Genomic DNA, 21,601 nt, shown 5'->3' with positions numbered 1-21,601 from the left:
CATCAGGAAATATTACGCTTACTAAGGATTGTTTCCTTTATGTTAAATTATTTACTGTAACCACCAGGGTATCTCGTGAATATCATCATTACTCTGACCAAACTGCTCCGCTATAGCAGCAGAAACATGATCTGCATTATAATTATATTCAGACTGAGGATACATCCATCGATAAGGTATAGATACACCTGAAGACCTTCTAAACTCAGGCAAACCCGTTCTTAAATGCTCATAATATGCAGACCAACCTATTTGCATAAAGGACTGCAGGTATTTTTGAGTTATAATCAACTTTATTTGGCCTTCTGCGCCTATAGCATTACTAAAACTGTTCAACTCATGAGACAAGTAAGCCTCAGCAGCACTTTCACTTACATATTGAGCATAAGCTTCTGCATAAGTTTCATAAAATTTAAATGAAGCCCGCACGCCATCATTGTATAATGAAGCTGCATCAATAGAAATCCACCCTCTTACAGCAGCCTCAGCTAATATTAATTGCTGTTCTGCAAAGCCCAAAATCATATACGGCTCATTTTCAGGATCTTGATAATACCTTGTATTTACCCTTGAAACCCTACCAGCTGCCGCCTTTAAATTCACATCATTATACTGCGCTGCGGGGTCTCCACCTTCATAAGCGGTAAAGTCATTTATCTCCTTGCCTGCTTCTCTGGCTTCCTTTGTTTGGGTTGCGTAAATAAATAATCGTGGATCTTCACGGTCTTGCAGCCTTTTAATAAAGGTAGAATCCATATACATACCTGAACTAAAGCCACTGCTATTAAAGTGCGGATACCTATTATCTTGCTGATTAAGAAATTTTAACATGCCACTTTCATCCATGCTTCCCATTAATGGCTCATTAGCATAAACTGAAGCAAACTCAGTAGCCATATTAGTCCCATTCTTATTAGATAGGGTAAGCATGACTTTTAAGCGAAAAGCGTTAATCAACTTTCTCCATAAGGTTACGCTTCCATCATAAATTATATCTCCGGCTATAATAGTATTACTCTCCTTCAAAATATCATTAGCCTCAGCTAACTCGGCCAACACACCATCAAAGACCTCCTGTTGCGTAGTATAAGCCGGTTGATAATTTTCTTCTACCTCTCCGGCTAGTGCATCAGCATAAGGTATATCTCCAAATTGTAAGGTGAGGTTATAGAAATAATAGGCTCTGAAAAATTTACCTAGTGCTATATAGGTGTCATCTTCTATACGTTCTGCTTCTTCCATCATTTTATTGACATTACGCAGGATAAAATAATCATCAAAATCACCACGATTCCATTTGTAATACTGATAGGCATTTTCTCCATCTGTTTGAACCAGCATTTTAATAGCATAAAGTGGATCTGTATCGATAAATGCTTGTGGTGCACTCCATTCTACATTGGTAAGTAAGAGCTGCGGGTGCGATTCTGTAGGTGAGTTAGGATTTATATTCATCTCTTCCATATCCTGGCAAGAAGTAATTCCTAAGGCAATTGTAAATATTATTAATAGCTTTTTCATCTTTCTGTGCTTTGAAGGGTGATTCTTAAAATATGGCTTGCAGTGTAACTCCAACATACCTTGAAGAAGGATCCTGAAGGTCTTTGTCATTGCCATAATCAGGATCCAAGTATGGCATTTTCTTCCAAATGGCCAGGTTATAGCCGTATACTGACAAGTTGAGATGATTCAATTTATCCGATTCTATAATATTTAACAGATCATAACTTACTGACACCCTTCTTAGTTTGAAATATGACCTATCAAAAGTATTAGCAAAAAACTCATTTTCATCTTCTGTTACCTTGGCCTGATAAGGATAAACCTGGCTCCAGGTTTGCCAGCTTACAGCGGTGGTGTTTTGCGAATAAGATCGGGTATCAGATATAACATTTCCATTCACATCTCTGGTAAGCTCGCCATCTGTAACATTAACTCCTTCAGGCACATAAATAGGTCTACCTGCTGCATATTCCTCATCTCGATATTTAGTAGAATTAGGGTGCTTGCCCCCCCACCACATTTTCTCTATAGTAACAGAGTTAATAAGGCCGCCCCAGGCACCATCAACATCTATGTTAACAGTAAAATCTTTGACCTTAAACACATTCTGAAGTCCCAATCTCCATGAAGGATCAAGGTGTCCTAAATTCTGCTTATAAGAATCTTTAGTAGGCAAGCCTGTATTTTCATCAATAATTACCTGACCATCAGCACTTTTTTGCCATACGGTGGCATAGTAGCTGTCTTCTCTATCTCCCTCTCTAAGATCTTTAAAGCGGCCGCTGGCTCCATATATATCTGTTATTTTCTTCACTGACCGAGACCAATTAAGCCCTATGTTCCAGTTGAAATCGCTCTTTCTAATAGCATTGTAATTTAACATTACTTCCACTCCGTTAGTGGTATACTCGTTACCGTTCACCTTACGTGTAGAGAAGCCTGAAGCATCAGATATATTCAAGTCAATAATCTGATTTTCATCTAGAATTCTGTAATAAGTAGCCTCTAATGATAGTTTTCTCTCCACTAAAGAGGTGTTAAATCCTATTTCTGTAGTAGTAGATCTTGCCGGCATTATCTCTGAATTAATAAGACCTGAAGGATATTTAACTGATGGAGTTGATCCATAAGTTATGCCTTGTTGATACGTAGCATAGATCTCATAAGGATTTAAGTCACTGGAAACTCTGGACCATGAACCGTACACTTTAAAATAATCTATAACGGAAGGAAAATTGATAAATTCTGATAAGACTCCGCTTAGAGAGGCCGAAGGGTAGAAATAAGAATTATTGGCAACCGGTAATGTAGAAGACCAGTCATTTCTAGCAGAGAAATTCAGAAAGATAGAATTCATAAAGTCGAACTCTACAGTACCGTACACACTTTTAATAGCCTTTTCTTTCAGGTCATTAGTAGCCTTCACATTACCTTGCGTATTGCTCAGATTATAAATTTCTGGAACTATAAGGCCGTCAGTAGAAGAATGTTCTTGCTGATATTTTCTATAAAAATGAGAAGCTCCTGCATTAACAGTAAAACCTAATTGACTATTAAGATCTTTAGAGTAAGAGGCTAAAATGTCCGTATCAAAATTGAGCTGATCAGTATTCCAAGTCTTATAATCACCATTTCTAGAGTCATCATAATTCATATAGGACTTTGGCGTCTCCCTGTCTTCAAAAGTACTTTGCTGACGAGCAGAAACCCTTCCTTGAAGGTAAAAGTCTTTAGTAATCTCATACCTAAGCTTCAATTTACCATCGACAGTATTTTTATTGAATTCCTGATTAAGTTCATTAGCTGCAAAGTACACATTATTATACCATGCGTAATTATAATTTGCCTGACGATACCCCTCTAACCCAGGCACATATCTATGATTATTAAGATCTTGTCCATTTACATCATCACCCATCCAAATAAGTATGGTATACATATGATTTTTAGGGCCATAGCCATAGCGTGGAAAGTTGGGGGAATAAACTTTATTATAACTCACAGCAGCATCTAAAATCAGGTTATCTGCCAGATCAAAAGACGAGTTAAATGTAAGTCCACCCGTATGCATAGAGGTATTAGGCACACGCCCTTTCTGATAAGCATAGTTACCCGAAAAGTAAAACCGTGATTTATCTCCCTGATAAGCGACAGAAAAGTCATTTTTTGTAACTACTCCTGTTCCTAAAAAGTCTTTTAAGTTATCATGTTGCACCCAATCTGTAGGTACTCTTTCGTACCTTGATTTATCATCATACACGGTGCCGGCCACATTACCATACCACTCTATCACTTCACCTGTTTCTTTATCTCTTATAGGGCTATTCCACTGAGGAACTTTAACGCCAGGCTCAAATTTAGGTCCCCAGATCATATCACCATCAGAAATACCTCCATCGGCACCATCCCAAAATTCGTATTGACCGTTAGATCCATTTCCATATTCAGTCTGCGTTTCAGGATATACCGTAAAGCCAGCCGTAACCATATTACTGGTAGAAGCGGTAACGGTTAGACCTTGCTTTGAAGCATTTTTTCGAGTGATAAGAATAGCTCCATTCTGACCTCTGGAACCATAAAGTGCTGAGGCCGCTCCTCCTTTTAAAACATTTATACTTTCAATATCTTCTGGTGAAATATCATAAAGATCAGTTTCTACCGGCACACCATCTAGAACAATAAGGGGCTTTTTGCCTCTTAAACTAAAAGATGGTGACTGAAAAATACCTGTTGGATTATTTACCGTGAGCCCCGCCACTCTGCCTGAAAGAGCATTACCCAAATTCATGGTTCTGGCCTCTTCTATAACTTCTGTATTCACCTCCTGGGTGGCATAACCGAGCTTTTTCTTTTGCTGCTTTATACCTATGGCCGTAACCACCACCTCTTCAAGGCTGGTTTGCTCCTCTTGCAGTGATACATCCACCGTACTACGAGCAGACACTTGCACCTCTTGCTTTTGATAGCCAATAAAACTAAAAATCAAAGTAGCATCAGCTGACGCCTGAAGCTGATAATCTCCAGAGGCTGAGGAAACCGTACCTACATTAGTGCCTTTCACAATAATGTTGACACCTGGCAATCCTGCGCCAGAAACATCCGTTACCTTACCCCGGATAAGGCTTTGTGCAAAAGCCCCTCCCGAATAAAAAAACATCATAATTAAAATAACCAGTAAAGTTCTTTTCATAGTTAGTCGGATTGATTGTTAATAAAACACTCATAAATAGACACTTACAGAGTGCATGATCTTACCACAAATCTATCGACTGGGTTAACTGGTTGTTTAAAATAGTGATTATGTGTTTTTTAACATTATTTACACTCCTTAACAGAAACTCAATAGGGATACGAATCTTAGATTAACATAAAAATGAAGTGAATTAATTTACCTGAAGAAAAGAATAAAAATTGCTTTAGGCTAAACTCCGATGATTTTCAAATGAGTATAAAAGTAATATCAACCTCTATTCTTCATTACTATTTACATCCGCTGTTAAATGAAAATTAAAATTTAATTATTGCATTATTTCGCCAGATGACAGCAGGACTAATTTCAGCATCAAAAATTAGCATAAGACTTAATATTTCCTTTAATTTTAATTAAACATCAAGCAACCGTTCGCTCCCGACCAATCTTGTTCTTGAACGAACATTTAAAGCAATAAAAATTAACACAATTAACTGATTATCAAATACTTTAATAATGGCATTTGCTTTGTAATTCGTTTCAAAAATCTTGTGCTATGATAAAGAATTACATAAAAGTTGCATTTAGAAATTTCAGCAGAAATAAGTTCTATAGCGGAATCAACATCATAGGCCTGGCCATAGCATTTGCCTCTAGCTTTTTTATTTACAGCTGGATCCAGAAAGAAATGAGCTATGATCAATTTAACGCTGATGCAGAAAACATCTATAGAGCCGTAACCTCTTCCGGTGAAGATGAACAAGGCATCGCCACCACCTACCCTACGGTAAAACCTCTGATCCTTGATAAAATTGCTGAAATTGAAAGTAGCACCAGGCTCTTCAATGCCGGGCAATTCGGAGGCACTCATAAATTAAGCACAGGTACCAAATCATTCTCTAATGATCGCCTATTCTATGCCGACAGTACCTTTTTCAATATTTTTAGTTTTGAGATAATAAAAGGCAATGCGAACAAAGCGCTATCAGCTCCTAACCATATTGTAATTACAGAAAGTACAGCCTCCAAATATTTTAATGAAGCAGACCCCATCAATCAATCTCTCACTTTAGACGACGAGCAAGATTTTATAGTAAGCGCAGTTATTAAAGACATTCCTGATAACTCACATTTTAAATTTGATGTGCTGGCACCAATGATCAATCACCCCTGGGCCGGAAATATCACCGGTTTTGGTAGTGGAGTAGTATTCGCTACTTATTTAAAAATCAACCCTAATTCCACACCTGAGGAAGTAAAAAGCAAAATCACCCAAGTTACCAAAGAGCTAAAGGCAGAAGAAGACTTGCAGCTATACCTGCAACCTCTTACTGACATACATTTCAACTCTCATCTTATGTTTGAGCTGGAGGCCAACGGCGACATCCGTTATGTATACCTCTTCAGCATTATTTTGGGTCTGCTTTTGTTAATTGCCGGCATTAACTATGTAAACCTGGCTACATCACGGTCGTTTAGCAGGTCAAAAGAAATAGGAATCAGAAAAACCATGGGTGCTTTCAGAAAAGAGCTGATTGGCCAGTTTCTGGCAGAATCAATTTTAATCTCGCTGTTTGCTTCCATTCTAGCACTGCTATGTATAGAAATTTTCAAAGCACCATTTACTCAGATCACTAATGAAAACCTTTATATAGACCTATATACTTTACCACACCTAAGCATATTTATTGGCGCCGCAGCTGTTATTGGGCTACTTTCAGGACTTTTTCCGGCTCTGGTTTTATCCAAATTCCAGCCTATTGATATTCTTAAATCTAAAATCACCAATAATTATAAAGGCCTCTCACTTAGAAAATTGCTCATTGTTTTCCAATTCACAGCTTCCATAGTATTGATCGCCTCTACAGTTGTGATTTACAAACAGCTGTATTACATGCAGCACACCAAGCTCGGCATTGATAAAGATCAGATTCTGTCGATTAGTCTTCCAGAGCCTATACAAAAGTATGAGCCCTTTAAAGCATCTGTGCTTTCCAACCCGCAGGTTTTGGGTATTACTGCTACCTCGCAGCTGCCTATTAACATTCAAACGCCAGAAGGAGTAAACATTTTTACTGATGATAAAAGACTGGAATGCTACACTATTTCTATAGATCCTAACTTTTTTGAAGTGATGAACCTGCCTATGATAGCTAAGTCTCCCAACCTACAAACGCAGGCCCAGCAACTGAACGGTATAGTAGTAAACAAAACTTTACTAAAAACCATTGGAGATACGGAAGACAATATTTTAGGCAAAGATCTACGAGTAAGACATGGAGATATGCAATACAAGCCCGTCATAGGCGTAACTGATGATTTCCATTTCCAGTCATTACATCAGTCTATTGGTAATCTGGTATTTGAATTTGTGCCCGACCGATACGCTTACTTACTGATTAGAGTATCACCTGAAAATATGAATTCCACTATTAATTTCATTAAAGATACGTGGTCAAAAATAGAAGGTGCCTCCGCATTTAATTATAGCTTTCTAGATTCTGAATATGATCATTTATATAGATATGAAGAAAAAATCAGCCAACTGTTTCTCTCCTTTAGCATTATCACCCTTTTTATAGCAGGCATCGGCCTTATAGGTCTAACCGCTCTTATGGTTCATAAAAAAACTCGTGAAATAGGTATTAGAAAGTTATTCGGAGCTTCCACAGCACAAGTGACCGTATTACTCTCCAGGCAGTTTGTAGTCTTAGTATTTGTGGCCTTCTTAATCGCCTCGCCCCTGGCCTATTTACTATCTAAGTATTGGCTCAATAATTTTGCCTACAAAATAGATAACAGCCTTATTAACATTATCCTAGGAGGAGTCGCCGTGTTGGTCATCACCATATCTATCACCGCCCTCTATGGCATCAAAGCCCTAAGAATAAAATTGATAGAGAGCTTAAAGTATGAAGATTAGAAATGAGATAGTGGTAGAAAACGGTATCTCGTCGATGTGTATTGTACAAATTCTAAAAGCAAGCTGATCTTTGAAATGTCAGCTAGCTAAATACATAAATTTAGATAGAATCACATAATTGAAATTCACATCCTATCTGAGTTAGCAGTTACTTTATCATTATCCAAGAGTTCATAAAATGATGTATTTAGGCAATTTCCCTCCACTATTCTAAGACAAATTATATAACTCATTAAAGTTTATATTTTCATTTTATTATATTATATGATTATTTTAATTGTTTATATATTTTTTATTACATATATTAATTATTCATAAATAAAAATACAGTAAATATGAAAAAACTTATTCTTCTTTCAGTTTTGACAATTGCTTCAGTGGGCTTTGCCTTGAGCAATGACTTAGAAAAATCAGACTCACCGACCACAAATACGGTTAAATATGAGTATGAAATGGTTAATGAAGGTTATTGTAGATACCGCATATGCACCACTTCTAATGGAACCCGTACCTGCGGTGAATGGGTTTATGCCTATTGCCTAGATGAAGTTGAAATACGATAACATTAAAAAATAAGGCCGTATACCTCATTATTCGGCCTTCACTTTTTTCATTTCAAATTTTTTATCATCTTATGAAACTAGTTATATAGAATTTACAATGAATAGTTATAAAATTTTATTCTCATTTTTCTTATTAGTGCTAGTCACTGCTCCTTTAATCGCACAAAACACTAATTGTGGTAAAGTGATATATAATGAAACTCAATCATTCTCATATGGCACATTTAACACAACATATGAGATGACTTTCGGCACAAAAGGTTCATATACGGAAGAAATTGAAATCAACAAATCATCTGATCAAAAACACAAAGCATATGATAACTCAGGAGAATATACCAGCGGTACTATGACTATAGTTTCCGGACGTAAGAATCTGACTCCTAAATTTTACTATAATTCGAAAGATCATCTCTATTTTAGAGAAATATGGTATAATCACGTCTTAGTTGTAATCGATCGAGACAGCCTATGGAATTGGGAATTACTGCCAGAATCAAAGAATATAGGAAACTTCTTATGTCAAAAAGCCACAGCACACTTTAGAGGTAGAGATTATACCGCTTGGTTTACAACTAAAATACCAGTACCCTATGGTCCATGGAAAGCTTACGGTCTCCCTGGCCTAATTATGGAAATCTATGATGCCGATAAATTACTATACATCGTAGCACAACATGTAAACCTCAATTCTACAACGAACAATTGCAAATTAACTGTTCCTAATGACTTAGATCAGGCATTAATTATAGAAAACTACCTCAATGAAAGAGATCGACTAACCGAAGAAAATTTCGCCAAACTAGCTGCAAGGTATACGCCAAAAGGTGCTACTCCTATGAAAATTGATCGAAATTGTGAGAGTTGTAAAAATGAAAATATAGAGCGTTATGACTTGGAGAACACACAGTAATAAACTCCTCTTTATAACCTTTCTGCTTTTTTGCTCTATTTCTAATTCAATTAGTCAAGTACTAATTAAAGGTCAAATTAAAGACGAATCCTCAAAAGCTATTCCTGGAGCATCTATACAATTATTAACAAAAGATAGTCTTATTTTAAATTATAGCTTTTCGGATAATAATGGTGAATTTTCAATTAAATACTCAAAAAAAGGAGATTTTCTCTTATCAGTATCTTCGCTAGGCTATGAGCGCCATGTTCAAGCATTAACCTTGCAAAAGGATAATATCATTACTATAAATGTTATTTTATCCGAAGACATATTGCAACTTGATCAAGTCATTATTTCAGGAAATCAACCCATAAAAATAAAGAAAGACACTCTAGTATTTGATACAAAAGCCTTTACTGATGGAAATGAAGAAGTAGTGGAAGACCTCTTAAAGAAAATTCCAGGCATTAGCGTTAGTGAAGACGGCACCATAAAAGTACAAGGAAAAGAAGTTGAAAAAGTAATGGTTGAAGGAGACGACTTCTTTAGTTATGGATATAAAGTACTTACAAAAAACATGCCTGCACAACCCATATCTGAAGTTGAACTTCTTCAAAACTACAATGAGAATAGGCTCCTCAGAGGGATCGATAACAGCGATAAAGTAGCCCTCAACCTGAAACTTAATGATGATGTGAAAAGCAAATGGTTTGCTAATATTAAAGCAGGTTATGGCTTATCTGAAAAACATAGACATCTATTTCAAACCAATATCTTCAAGTTTGCAAAAAAGAGCAAATATTACATTATAGGAGATTTAAATAATACAGGTAAAAATGCAACTGGAGAAATTGATCATTTGATCAATGACAAACCCGACAATGAGTTTGGAAGTCAAACTTTAAACGAAAAAGTTTTAGTAGAATTGGCTAAAACCCAATCAAATTTTGGTGAGGACAGGGCTAATCTCAATAATGATCAATTAGCCACAGTAAATGCAATATATAATCTTTCCAGTACATTAAAACTGAAAATTTTAGAACTATATGACCGAAAAGATAATAACTACTATCAGTTGAGCCAGAATGAATTTTTCATAGCAGACACCTCATTTATTAATACGAATGATTACAACTTAAATGAAGTTGACCACACTAGTATTACTCAAATAAATTTACTCTTTGATAATACTAAAAATACTATTATTGAATCAAATACCAGATTTTCTCTGGGTATAGAAAAAGGATTCAATCAATTAATTTTCAATGAAGATGAAATCAATGAAACTTTAAATACTAACTTTTCCTCAATAGAGCAACAACTTAAGCTCAGCCAAAAAATACAAGATAATAGTATTCTTAATATTAATGCAGGCTATAAAGATGGATCTAATGATCAAAAATATTCAGTTAATAAATATCTCTATCAGGAGTTGTTCGAAATAGGGAGTGGAAATAGCTTAAATCAAAACAGTAATCTCACAAATAAGTATGCCTTTATAAATAGCAACTACTTCCATAAATTTCAGAAAAAAGGAGATATAGTACAGGTTCAAGCTGGTCATTTATATAAAAGCACCCCTCTTAAATCTAGGTTAACATTATATAATGACCTAAAAGCCACTTACCCCAGTGGTTTCCAAAATAACATTAATTACTTGCTTCATGACTCTCATATTAGAGCCAAATACCAATTAAAACTGTCTAACATAGAAGTTTCAGGTAGTGTTGACACTCATTATATACAGAACACAATACAAAGAATTGACTCATCTTCAACTCATGAAAAATTCTTACAATTAAACCCTAGCGTAATACTAGGTTGGGATATAAATAATATTAATCATATATACATATCATATGCATATAAATTCACCAATTCTTCCGTCTGGCAAGTATATGATCAATTTGCAATAACTGGTTTTCGACAGTTTGAGATGGGAGTTGGTAACTTTAATCAATTACCTGGAAGTTCTATTTTAGTAAATTATAGATTAGGCAATTGGAGTGATCTGTTTTTGTTTAACACATATTTCCTTTACACTCATAACGATGACTTTTTTTCAACATCTTCCACGGTTACCCCTAATTATGTGACATTGGAGAAGGTTATTATGCATAATCAAAACAAGATAAACCTTAGTTCTAATCTAGATTGTTATATCAATAAATTAAGGACTAATGCTAAGATTAATTTTGGCCTTTCTGCCACCTCTTTTAATAATTATGTTAATCACAATTTAAGAGAAGTAAATGCTAACAATTACTTTGTAGGGTTAGAGTTAAGATCGGCATTTTCCGGATTTTTTAATTATAACATAGGCTTAATGATTATTAATAATCAGCTACATGTAAATTCTGAATCTTCAGAAAACGTAGTGAAATCAAGTTTTACCAACAAGAATAGTTTTATAGACCTGTCATTTTTATTGACAAATAAACTAAGCTGGCAAGTAAGTGGCGATTATTACAACTTTGGAGGATTATCCTCAAATGACACGCACACACTGTTTTTAGATTTATCTTGCAAGTATGAAGTAAAGAAAAACAAAATGACATTCTTCTTAGAAGGCAAGAATTTGTTGAATAATAAGAGCTATACTCTATCAGACCTTTCCGATGTGGCTCTTTCGCAAATATCTTACAGAATAATTCCTGGGTATTTAATGCTCAAGGTAGAATACAGATTCTAGATAATGACATTACTACCTTTGGGATTGTAATAATGGTTAGATCTCTAATTTTGTAATCTTAGCAAGCATACTAAAAAGAAAAGCCTAGATTTTATTCAACTTTTACTTTCTCTTGATAGCTACACCAGCCCTCTTCTATCCAATTCATTCTCAAAGGACAAAGCCCTTTCTACATCTTCCAATACCACATCATACCAGCTGGTAGAGTTAAAATTAAAAGTAATCGTATATTGATCAGGATTTACCTGAAGGTATGTTTTAAAACCGAAGCATTCGCTCCTGTTATTCAGTTCCAACCACTTTTTTTTATTATCCACCACTATAGGTCTGCACCAATTTATAGCAAATCCATATTGGTCTTTTTCTAACTCCGGTTCTGTATCATGAAGCATATAATCTACGCCCAAGTCATCTAATAACCCTAAAAGTTCATGAGCACTATTTCTATGAAGAGTTCCATTTAACTCAAAACCATCATTATATTGCCCACCTTTCGGATATTTTAGTTTAAATAACCTGCATTTTTCAAGAGTGGAAGCAAAAACCTCACTATCATATGAATTATCTTCTGACATCAGATACTTAATTTAACCCGATTAACACCTATAGCTTTAAATTACACTACTAAATCAATTCTTCGCAAATATAGTGCTGTTAATAAATCGAATGAAAACAAAAGACTATTTAGCTTAGGAGCTACATTATCCTTTTAATTATTTCACGTACCATTTTGACACAAATAAATGTATCATTATGAGACAACCACGGTTAATAAACAATATAATTAACTGACAATCAACATATTTACATATTGGCACAGCTATTGGCAAATGAGTAACATAACTTATTTACATCAAGAATGCTATTTAACTTACTAAAGATCTCATATCGACAAATTTTTAAAAACAGATTTTATTCTTTGATTAATATTCTGGGGCTGGCCTTTGGCCTAACCTGTGTATTACTCATTTCCCTTTGGGTTTGGGATGAGCTCAGACATGACCAGTTCCATGCAAACAACAATCATATCTACCAACTTTTCGCTGAACTTAAAAGTGACGAAGAAGCTAACATAGTCCCCTTTTCTCCTTCAGCTCTGGCGAGCCCCTTGCAAGATCGTCTTCCGGAAATTCAATACATCAGCAGATCTTTCGCGGCCAATGTAGTTTTTAACAACGGGCATTATAAATTCAAAGAGCAAGGGCTTTACACCGATGCCGCTTTCACCAGCATTTTCACCTTTCCAATGCTTGAAGGCAAAAACCAACTCAATCAACCCAATACGGTACTGATAACTCAAAGTTTGGCCAAAAAATATTATCCAAAGGAAAGCGCCATTGGCAAAACCATCTCCATCACTCAAGGTAAAAATAGCACTGCAGACTATGTAGTAACCGGTGTTCTGCAAGATGTGCCTAAGCAGTCTTCCATACAGTTTGACTTCCTAATGTCATACGGTGAGTTTGAAGATGCATTCCGCCCCTGGTGGCAACCTGGCAACTCTCGTGGCGCATATACCAATTTTAATGTCAGCACCTATGTTTCTCTCTTTGAGAGAGCTGATATTAAAGACGTTAATCAGAAATTAGGAAAATTCATCAGTCAATTTACCGGTCAGGACGTTAAAGATGGATTATTCGCATATCCATTCAATCGCACTTATCTGTATGGTGATTTTTCTGAAGGCAGGCAAGCCAGTGGCCGCATTAAGTATGTTCAGTTAATGAGCATCATAGCAGTTGTGGTCCTTGTAATAGCTAGTATCAATTTCATTAATCTATCTACGGCAACGGCAGGCAGAAGAGCCAAAGAAGTAGGATTAAGCAAAACCGTAGGTGCACTTAGGTATCAATTAGTAATTCAATTTATTCTGGAGAGCATATTTATCACGCTAATCTCCACAGCATTAGCGCTTACACTTGCCCACCTGATCCTCCCTTTGTTCAATATACTCACTCAAAAGCATATTGAAATGCCCTTTACCTCTGCGCCATTTGTTTTTACCTGCTTAGGCGTAAGTATTTTCGTAGGAATGCTGGCTGGCACTTATCCTGCCTTTTATCTGTCAGCTTTTGCTCCTTCTAAAACATTAAAAAATGCCCTCTCCCCCTCTGCTGGTCTCAGCCTTTTACGTAAAGGCCTGGTTATTTTTCAATTCACCCTTTCAATAGTGTTTATTGTGTATACCATTGTAGTTTATAATCAGATCTCATTCATACAACAAAAGGATCTGGGCATAAAAAAAGACAACATTGTACATCATAGCCTCCACAGCATTTCAGACCAGCCAGACGCATATAGAAATGACCTCTTACAAATCCCTGATGTGAAATCAGTTTCATTTACAGAGCATAATCCGCTGAGCATTTCTAATGGCAATCGCTTTGTTAACTGGGAGGGAAAACCGGAAAATGCTATTGTCTACTTTAATGTGATGCAGGTAGATAGAAACCTTTTGGAAACTTTTGAGCTAAAACTTATAGAAGGGCAGAATTTTCCTGAGAAGTATCAGAAGGAAGGTGAACAATATTTTATTGTGAATCAATCAGCGGCACGAGCTATTAATAAGTCTGACTTAATCGGTACCGAGATGGTGGTTTGGGGAAAGAAAGGCAAAGTAGTTGGCGTGGTGTCTGACTTCAATCATCAATCCATCACTAAAGCTATTGAACCTTTGATTTTACTATATAACCCAAAAGAAATATGGCAAGCTTTTATTAGCGTATCTGGTGAGCACAAAGCAGAAACCTTAAAACAAATAGAAGCGGTTTACTCCAAATATGAAAGTCAATATGCTTTTGATTATTCATTTGTAGAAGACGATTATCAGGCCGCCTATAGCGAAGTAAATACAACCGGCAAACTGAATTATATTTTTGCCACAGCCGCCATATTGATTGCCTGCATCGGTTTATTCGGACTCTCTTCTTACCTTACAGAGCAGCGTACCAAGGAAACAGGTATTAGAAAAGTGCTAGGTGCAAGTGAATTGAGCCTAATAAAATTATTTTCCAGCGACTTCTTAAAACTGGTGGGCATAGCTTTTATCATTGCCATACCTATAGCTTGGTACTACAGCACCCAATGGCTTGCTGACTTTGCTTACCACATAGACCTGGGTATAGCTCCATTTGCCATAGCAGGTGTTTCTGCTATTACTATAGCGCTGATCACCGTTAGCTACATCACTATTAAAGTAGCTATGCGCAATCCTGTAAAGTCTTTGAAGTATGAGTGATTTTAGCAGGTGATATTGAGTTGTTTGAAATTGACAAGCTATGGCTGATATTATTGATGAGGAAATAGGTTTTATTAAAATATATGACCTACTAGTTTCAATAGTTTTGACAAATGGGATTCTGATTTTGAGTTTAGCCTATTATAAACATCTTGTTCATAAAATGTTAAACTCAAAATTTCTGTTTCAGCTACCACTACAGAAATAAGAGTATTTGCCTCATCTTGCTCATAAACATTTAAATTATAATCCTTTAATAAGTGTATATCCATTTTATGATCTCGATATCCGCTGTAAAACAAAACTAATCTTACGTATGAAGATTGCGGATGTGCTTCGTGTAATTCGGATATGAGTCCGACATACACCTTCCCGTTTTTTAGGGTTATCATCACAATCCTGTCATAAAAAAAACTTTCAAGAAAATCCTTTTGCAATGAATTCCCTGTTTTCTCTATTACTTCTGCTAAATACCAGTTTTTATTGTCTTCCTGAAGTAGTTAAAAGCAAATGTGAAAAATGTAGCAATTAAAATTGAAATGACCGACGGGGGTAAATACTTTATATTGAGGTCTATCTTATCTAGAATGAAATTGATTTCGTCATTCCATTTCAATAAAACAATTATCCAAATAAGATAACTGAAAGTGAAAAATATTAACCCAGCAATTATTGAATCAAAAACGAGTCTTTGACGTTCCGTTCTTTTGTAAAAATATTTGTATTTTATACATTTAGTTAGTAAAGTGTATCCACCTAGTAGAGGGAGTAACAATATACTCCATGACATTATCTATTGAGTAACTCTACAGGCTTGAGACTAGTAACAATTTTACGGAAACTCTTAGAAAGAATAATATCTTTATCTTCTTTTGTGAAAGTACCAGACTTAGTAATCTTATACATTTCTTCGTTAACTTTCTCTTTCGTGTAAGCAGCCATAAGCTTAAATTATTAGTATATAATTATTCACTAGTGTCCGACTAAACTCTGGTCTAAGAAATTTTAGCGATTCTAAGCAAAAATAAAGTGGTTTTCTTCTAATCTGGAAAAGTGAGCCCTCTATGGACTAAATAAAGGGTATTGATTGGTTTTATATATTGTTTTTTGAAGTTCTAGGTCTGGATTGTTTAGAAAGCGGGTAAGGTGAACATAGGCCATCAAGTGAAACCTTACCAATGAGACCATATTAGAGAAGGCCCATCTTTTTTTGATCTGTTTTCGGACTACTTCCATCAATAATAGACAGATCAGGGCACTCCAAATTTGGATCTCAATAGCATTTTGGTTGTCCCCCAGAAAATATTTGAGAGGAAAGTTCTGCTTCAGCTTTTTAAATAAAAGCTCTATCTGCCATCGGTATTTATAAATGGCCGCTATTGTGGCTGCTTCCAACTCCATATTATTGGTCATAAACACTAATAATTTATTATTGAGGTCATCATAATAGGCTATTCTTCTATTTTGAAGCTCTTGCACTTGTCCATCAGTCTTGAAACTGATAACAACTTTTTCATCCTTAAGTACACAAAAGTCTTTATCTTCAGGCAATTCTAGCTCATCTATTGATTGATATCTGGCATTTTCCTTCATTCTGGTAATGTAAAATATCCCTTGATGACTCCACTGTGCGTATTGTCTATAATCGATATACCCTTTATCCATCACCACATAGGATCCTTCTGGGAGTTGTAATTGCTTTAAAAATGTATGATCATGCTGACTTCCCTTGGTCAACCGTACTAAACATGGCATTAATTCTGCCGCATGAATCATTACATGAGCTTTAATGCCTCCCTTGCTTTTGCCATCTTTTCTAGGGCGTCCTGCTACCTTGAGAATATCTTTAAACAGACTAATAATCGTTGAATCAACAATATAAAGTTTATTGAGAACTTCCATTCTCAAGCGGCTGTCCGGCAAAAGGTGCCGATACTTTTTAAACAATTTCATGTAAATGTCTGCAAAGACTATACTACTGCGTTTTTTGTTGCTATCTGATAAAGTGGAACGTCTGGGTATAAATTGAATACCTAAGTGGATCAGCTTGTTTTGGCAGGCCAAAAGCCCCGTAGTAAGCTCTCTGAGAGCACTTGCCCCACTGAAACAGCAGTATAACATGCTTACTAGGTGATGCCAAGTATTCAATTTCTTGTAATATCTGTCAGATTGGTATTTTGATATTATTTGATTTAACACCGATTTATCTATCAGCGATAATAGTTGAGAAAAGATTGGCTGTCCGTAGAAATATGTATTTTTACTCATGTGTGATTTTTTGTTGTGGTAAACCGAAAATACACATTATGGGGCACTCCTGAAATTATTCAGAGGCCCCTATCTTTTTTCTCGGACACTAGTGATAATTATTAAAGTAAATTAATAAAAAAAGATCATACTATAGTAGCTTAGGATCAATTTATTATACCACAATATGGTTAATTATTAAATCTTGCCACTATGCTCCTAATACAAATCCTCCGAAGCCACAATATACCGAAAACCAGGCATTATCTCTATGATTTCTGCAGTACGATAAAGATCAACACTCACACCTAACATAGCATGTTGTTCCACTTTTTTTCTACTCTGGTTTTCAGGATCAGTCCACAATACGTTTTTATCTTCATAGACAGGGCGCCATGAAGCTACAAAAGCGAATATTAAATTATGCAGGATCAGTAAAATGAAAGCAATAGTTAGTACTATTCTCTTGGTTTTACTACTCCTATAAATATTGCCGGCTGATAAAATCAATAATAAAAAAGTGCCGCATAACACCACTACTGTAAATAGATCACGAATGACTCTATTTGTGACCTCAATAGGCACCCAATCACTTACCCAGAAGCTTAAGGAACCAACAATCACGAAGAAAAAAATGAACTTTTGTATTTTGTAGGATCTCATACCTTTTATCCATACGCAAATAAGGTGTAAAAGGATGTGAGCAAAAAATTAGATTGGAATTAAATATTAATCTATGAGATTGAAAAAAGCCTCACCTGCCCTCATCTACCTGAATAATACGCATGGGGCAGTTGGCTGCGGCTTGTAGGTTTTCATCCAGTTCTACCATGTGTATATCTGTTTGAAAAATGCCTTTTTTCTCTATGCCCCCTACCAGGTTACAGCGACCATCGCGCATGGAAACACGCCAACGGTTGGGGGCTGCTTCTACGCATGCGTTGCATCCTATACATTTATTCCGTTGAAAAAGTATACGAGGCATCAGGCATCTACTATTTTATAAAGCTTATCAGATCCACGCACTGCATTTTCTATAGGCATAGAAAAAGTATCTCCTTTACTTACATATTCCACTGATAAATCTTCTTTTCTGAGCTCTTCCACATTGGCATAAACTACTCCGGTAGTAGGCCCGGTAATCAATATCTTATCTCCTTTGTTGAGTTGATGGGCCTCCAGCTGAAACTCACCCACCCCTATTTTGCCAAAATATTTTACTCCACGGCCAATGTAAATCTTCTTCTCAGTGGCTTTAGAGCCATAAGTATTATTCCATTCACCCATTTTACGGCCCAGGTAGTAGCCATCCCAAAAACCACGATTATATACTTTAGCCAGACGGTTAGTCCAGTCTTCTATTTTATCTGCGGTGTAAGTACCGGCCTCAATTGCATCTACTGCCTCCCTATAGCAACTTATAGTAGTATCAACGTAGTCCGCTGATCTGCCTCTTCCTTCTATTTTCAGGATCTGAACACCTGCTTCTACCACTTTATCTATAAACCCAATGGTACATAAGTCCTTGGCACTCATTATATATTCATTATCTATGGCCAGCTCTGTGCCTTCATCATCAGTTACCACATAGGTTTTTCTGCAATTTTGGATACAAGCACCTCTATTGGCTGAAGCATTATGAGAGTGCAAACTCAGGTAACATTTACCCGACACGGCCATACAAAGGGCTCCGTGAGCAAAAACCTCTATTCTGATCAGCTCGCCTGAAGGACCGGTAATCTGCTGTCTTTCGATCTCTCTGGTAATATGAGCCACCTGCCTTAAGCTGAGCTCACGTGATAGCACCATTACATCAGCAAAAGCACTATAAAACTCAATGGTTTCTATATTGGTAACATTGGCCTGAGTTGAAATATGAACAGGAAGGCCAATTTTTCGGCTATAAGACATCACCGCATGATCTGAAGCGATCACTGCCGACACGCCACTCTCTTTGGCCTGATCTACCAAAGTTTTCATGAGCCTGATATCATGATCATAAAGCACCGTATTAATAGTAAGGTAGCTTCTCACCCCCTTTTCATTACATCTTCTTACTATTTCTTTAAGGTCATCGGTAGTAAAGTTCACAGAGGAGCGCGCTCTCATATTAAGCTGTTCTACACCGAAATACACTGAATTACAGCCTGCATTTAATGCTGCCGATAATGATTCGAACGAACCAACAGGAGCCATAATTTCTATCTTACCACTTTGCATCTTACCTATTCTTTTAAAACCGGCCGCAAATTTAATCTATTCTCAAATATGAGAACATGACATTTGTCAGTGATTGCTATGTAAAATTCAAACTTGTATTCCATTGGTTTTCAAAATCCTGCTCGGTAATCGCAAAATCTTTGAACTCCTTCAAATCCAATGGCACTTCACTTAATCCTCCATATTTATCTTCGGGATAAAGTTCATTATACTTAAGCACTGGCCCCGCTTCATAAAACTCCATCTGCCTAATTACTTCGCCAGTCTCATCAGTCTCAAACCACCAATCAGAAGTACCCCAGGAGTCATAATCATCGCCTCTGGTTTCATCCCAATGCCGTTTAAAATAGTATTTCATGCTTTTATTTTGAATGGGTAAATATATAGAAATCTCCTCATATGCATCAGAGACCTATTAGCCTTTAGAAAGTCTATCCTTCGAGAGCCTACCTTTGACGCTTGTTTGAAAGCTTATGCAAATAGCACGTAATATGAAAGCAGTCAAAATAGTTGAGATCTTATTAAATCATGAATCTGAACCGATCGTCTACATTTCGACACGGCTCAATGTGACTCGGCCGTGGTTTCATCTTGTTGTTCCTCGTGAGGTGAATAATATTGAAAATCCGCCTATTCTCAAGTCCTTAGTGGCAATTCATTTATATGAAATGTTTCAGTGAGCGGAAGACCTCACAGAAAGAATGAGCTTTTTACTACTTTTTTGATTGATTGTAAAAAGTAAGTATTCTAAGCTAAACAACATAAAGACCTGATAGTCCAAGTTGGCTGGTATTTGAAAAGCTTTCCTTAACCAAATATATAGATCTCTCCTGCCGTGGAGAGGACTCTGGATTTTAGGGAGTAGATTATGTCATTCTTCTTGGTGCGCTTGAAGCAAATGTTAGGTATCAGGATGAATTTGGCTCTGTTATCAACACTCGGTTTGAGGTCAAAGAAGTACCCGAAGTCTTCATTATTTTGAAGATGACGACATTTCGAGTACTTCAATTTCACATTCAATAATAAAGTAAATTCTTTGAAGCTTTATGCTGGTAGCGGTGCCGCTTCGGCAATAAGGCCTTTCACTCTCAGCTCTTCCCAAAACTCAACAGGAATATCTTCATACAAAGAAGCTACATTTTCAAACGCCTGTTTTGCTGTGTGTGAACCCACCAATATGGTAGAAACCTCTTTAGGTGCAGATGAAAATTGCAGAGCAGCAGTTCGGAGATCTACATCAAATTTGTGACACACTTCATATAACTTTTCTCTTTTCTTAAGGGCTTCTTCTGGAATATCAGGACCATAATCATACCTATCTTTTCCTGCCAGGAAGCCAACATTTAGCGGCCCGCCTACCACTACCGGAATATTCCGCTTGGCCACTGCCGGGAACAACCTGTTAAGAGATTCCTCATGCTTGATTAATGAATATTGGCATGCACTTAGAAAAACATCAGGATCAGCCACTTCCAGCGTTTTCATCAAAGGTTCAATAGTATTGACCCCAAGTCCCCAGGCTTTGATTATACCTTCTTCCCTCATTTTGGTGAGTTCAGGCATAGCTCCTTTAGCTGCTGTTTTAAAATACTTTTCCCAGTCAGCACCTAAGTCACCATTATCAGGAGATAGATCATGAATGTATACTATGTCAAAATGAGATTGCCCCATGCGCTTCAGGCTATCTTCTATACTTCTCCTTACTCCTTCTGCACTATAGTCATAATGAAATTTATAATGATGAGTACCTGGCCAAACCCGCTGCTTACCTTCAATAGTAGATTTAGGATCAGGAATAACTATCCTACCTATTTTGCTTGAAAGTGTATATGAATCTCGATCCTTACCATCAAGAAAAACGCCTAATCTACGCTCACTTTTAGTAATACCGTACCAAGGAGATGTATCATAATACCTCACTCCAGCAGCCCACGAAGCTTCATAGGCCTGCATCACCTCTATTTCAGAATGCTGCTGAAAAGCGCCTCCGGCAGCCACTCCTCCCATTCCTATTTCTCCCTTGGGTGTATAATTCTTTATTTTATCTAGTAAAGCCGGTGAAGCCTCCACCTTCTAAGCCTGCGCCATATTTCTGGCCGCCAAAACGCCTGAATCCGCTAATAATGATCT

15 protein-coding genes are annotated in these 21,601 nt (G+C 36.5%); 5 read left to right on the top strand and 10 right to left on the bottom strand.

The features are described from left to right. Nucleotides 1–51 precede the first annotated feature (51 nt). Both LVD15_RS17330 and LVD15_RS17325 read right to left on the bottom strand, forming a co-directional pair. Nucleotides 52–1,521, bottom strand: a complete 1,470-nt coding sequence (locus LVD15_RS17330) for a SusD/RagB family nutrient-binding outer membrane lipoprotein (protein WP_233776481.1) — start codon at nucleotides 1,519–1,521, stop codon at nucleotides 52–54. Between the two features lie 25 nt (nucleotides 1,522–1,546). After that, entirely contained in the window at nucleotides 1,547–4,693 is a 3,147-nt protein-coding gene (locus LVD15_RS17325; protein ID WP_233776480.1) for a SusC/RagA family TonB-linked outer membrane protein, read from the bottom strand. Between the two features lie 556 nt (nucleotides 4,694–5,249). On the opposite strand from LVD15_RS17325, the gene LVD15_RS17320 reads away from it, so the two are divergent. The 4 genes from LVD15_RS17320 to LVD15_RS17305 all read left to right on the top strand — a co-directional run bounded on the left by LVD15_RS17320 (nucleotide 5,250) and on the right by LVD15_RS17305 (nucleotide 11,766). Further along, a complete protein-coding gene (locus LVD15_RS17320) occupies nucleotides 5,250–7,616 on the top strand; it encodes an ABC transporter permease (protein ID WP_233776479.1) in 2,367 nt (788 codons plus the stop codon). Nucleotides 7,617–7,951: 335 nt separating this feature from the next. Further along, nucleotides 7,952–8,179, top strand: a complete 228-nt coding sequence (locus LVD15_RS17315; RefSeq protein WP_233776478.1) for a hypothetical protein — start codon at nucleotides 7,952–7,954, stop codon at nucleotides 8,177–8,179. A 97-nt stretch (nucleotides 8,180–8,276) separates the two neighbouring features. Continuing rightward, nucleotides 8,277–9,092: a GLPGLI family protein gene (locus LVD15_RS17310; RefSeq protein ID WP_233776477.1), complete on the top strand. Its 816-nt coding sequence runs from the start codon at nucleotides 8,277–8,279 to the stop codon at nucleotides 9,090–9,092. Continuing rightward, nucleotides 9,070–11,766, top strand: coding sequence for a TonB-dependent receptor (locus LVD15_RS17305; RefSeq protein WP_233776476.1), 2,697 nt, complete (start codon nucleotides 9,070–9,072; stop codon nucleotides 11,764–11,766). The genes LVD15_RS17310 and LVD15_RS17305 overlap by 23 nt, the downstream gene beginning before the upstream one ends. A 119-nt stretch (nucleotides 11,767–11,885) precedes the next feature. Here LVD15_RS17305 and LVD15_RS17300 read toward each other — a convergent pair whose 3' ends face one another. Then, the gene (locus LVD15_RS17300; RefSeq protein ID WP_233776475.1) at nucleotides 11,886–12,341 is read right to left on the bottom strand and encodes a hypothetical protein; all 456 of its coding nucleotides are present in this window, start codon (nucleotides 12,339–12,341) and stop codon (nucleotides 11,886–11,888) included. A gap of 344 nt (nucleotides 12,342–12,685) precedes the next feature. Here LVD15_RS17300 and LVD15_RS17295 point away from each other — a divergent pair, with 344 nt between their 5' ends. Further along, nucleotides 12,686–15,004, top strand: coding sequence for an ABC transporter permease (locus LVD15_RS17295; protein ID WP_233776474.1), 2,319 nt, complete (start codon nucleotides 12,686–12,688; stop codon nucleotides 15,002–15,004). Nucleotides 15,005–15,793: 789 nt separating this feature from the next. Here LVD15_RS17295 and LVD15_RS17290 read toward each other — a convergent pair. From LVD15_RS17290 to LVD15_RS17260, 7 genes are all read right to left on the bottom strand, one after another. Further along, nucleotides 15,794–15,946 (bottom strand): hypothetical protein, encoded by a 153-nt coding sequence (locus tag LVD15_RS17290; protein WP_233776473.1) that lies wholly within the window; start codon nucleotides 15,944–15,946, stop codon nucleotides 15,794–15,796. A gap of 120 nt (nucleotides 15,947–16,066) precedes the next feature. Continuing rightward, entirely contained in the window at nucleotides 16,067–17,272 is a 1,206-nt protein-coding gene (locus LVD15_RS17285; protein ID WP_233776251.1) for an IS4 family transposase, read from the bottom strand. A gap of 198 nt (nucleotides 17,273–17,470) precedes the next feature. Further along, the gene (locus LVD15_RS17280; RefSeq protein ID WP_233776472.1) at nucleotides 17,471–17,914 is read right to left on the bottom strand and encodes a hypothetical protein; all 444 of its coding nucleotides are present in this window, start codon (nucleotides 17,912–17,914) and stop codon (nucleotides 17,471–17,473) included. Between the two features lie 91 nt (nucleotides 17,915–18,005). After that, nucleotides 18,006–18,236, bottom strand: coding sequence for a ferredoxin (locus tag LVD15_RS17275; protein ID WP_202242577.1), 231 nt, complete (start codon nucleotides 18,234–18,236; stop codon nucleotides 18,006–18,008). Next, nucleotides 18,236–19,471 carry a peptidase U32 family protein gene (locus tag LVD15_RS17270; protein WP_233776471.1) on the bottom strand — a complete coding sequence of 412 codons (1,236 nt, stop codon included), beginning with the start codon at nucleotides 19,469–19,471 and terminating at the stop codon, nucleotides 18,236–18,238. Before LVD15_RS17270 ends, LVD15_RS17275 begins: the two co-directional genes overlap by 1 nt. Nucleotides 19,472–19,547: 76 nt before the next feature. After that, nucleotides 19,548–19,829, bottom strand: a complete 282-nt coding sequence (locus tag LVD15_RS17265) for a hypothetical protein (RefSeq protein ID WP_233776470.1) — start codon at nucleotides 19,827–19,829, stop codon at nucleotides 19,548–19,550. Nucleotides 19,830–20,515: 686 nt separating this feature from the next. Further along, nucleotides 20,516–21,541, bottom strand: a complete 1,026-nt coding sequence (locus tag LVD15_RS17260) for an aldo/keto reductase (protein ID WP_233776469.1) — start codon at nucleotides 21,539–21,541, stop codon at nucleotides 20,516–20,518. Nucleotides 21,542–21,601: the final 60 nt, after the last annotated feature.

Source organism: Fulvivirga maritima, from assembly GCF_021389955.1.
Lineage (GTDB): Bacteria > Bacteroidota > Bacteroidia > Cytophagales > Cyclobacteriaceae > Fulvivirga > Fulvivirga maritima.
The sequence above is the reverse complement of the archived record's forward strand: the minus strand, read 5'-3'. Positions and strand labels throughout refer to the sequence as shown.

Excerpts from the sequence above, each read along its gene's own strand:
- LVD15_RS17265 (WP_233776470.1), bottom strand. The coding sequence starts at position 19,829 with ATGAAATACTATTTTAAACGGCATTGGGATGAAACCAGAGGCGATGAT.
- LVD15_RS17280 (WP_233776472.1), bottom strand. The coding sequence starts at position 17,914 with ATGAGATCCTACAAAATACAAAAGTTCATTTTTTTCTTCGTGATTGTT.
- LVD15_RS17310 (WP_233776477.1), top strand. The coding sequence starts at position 8,277 with ATGAATAGTTATAAAATTTTATTCTCATTTTTCTTATTAGTGCTAGTC.
- LVD15_RS17275 (WP_202242577.1), bottom strand. The coding sequence starts at position 18,236 with ATGCCTCGTATACTTTTTCAACGGAATAAATGTATAGGATGCAACGCA.
- LVD15_RS17305 (WP_233776476.1), top strand. The coding sequence starts at position 9,070 with ATGACTTGGAGAACACACAGTAATAAACTCCTCTTTATAACCTTTCTG.
- LVD15_RS17315 (WP_233776478.1), top strand. The coding sequence starts at position 7,952 with ATGAAAAAACTTATTCTTCTTTCAGTTTTGACAATTGCTTCAGTGGGC.
- LVD15_RS17270 (WP_233776471.1), bottom strand. The coding sequence starts at position 19,471 with ATGCAAAGTGGTAAGATAGAAATTATGGCTCCTGTTGGTTCGTTCGAA.
- LVD15_RS17300 (WP_233776475.1), bottom strand. The coding sequence starts at position 12,341 with ATGTCAGAAGATAATTCATATGATAGTGAGGTTTTTGCTTCCACTCTT.
- LVD15_RS17290 (WP_233776473.1), bottom strand. The coding sequence starts at position 15,946 with ATGGCTGCTTACACGAAAGAGAAAGTTAACGAAGAAATGTATAAGATT.
- LVD15_RS17285 (WP_233776251.1), bottom strand. The coding sequence starts at position 17,272 with ATGAGTAAAAATACATATTTCTACGGACAGCCAATCTTTTCTCAACTA.
- LVD15_RS17330 (WP_233776481.1), bottom strand. The coding sequence starts at position 1,521 with ATGAAAAAGCTATTAATAATATTTACAATTGCCTTAGGAATTACTTCT.
- LVD15_RS17325 (WP_233776480.1), bottom strand. The coding sequence starts at position 4,693 with ATGAAAAGAACTTTACTGGTTATTTTAATTATGATGTTTTTTTATTCG.
- LVD15_RS17320 (WP_233776479.1), top strand. The coding sequence starts at position 5,250 with ATGATAAAGAATTACATAAAAGTTGCATTTAGAAATTTCAGCAGAAAT.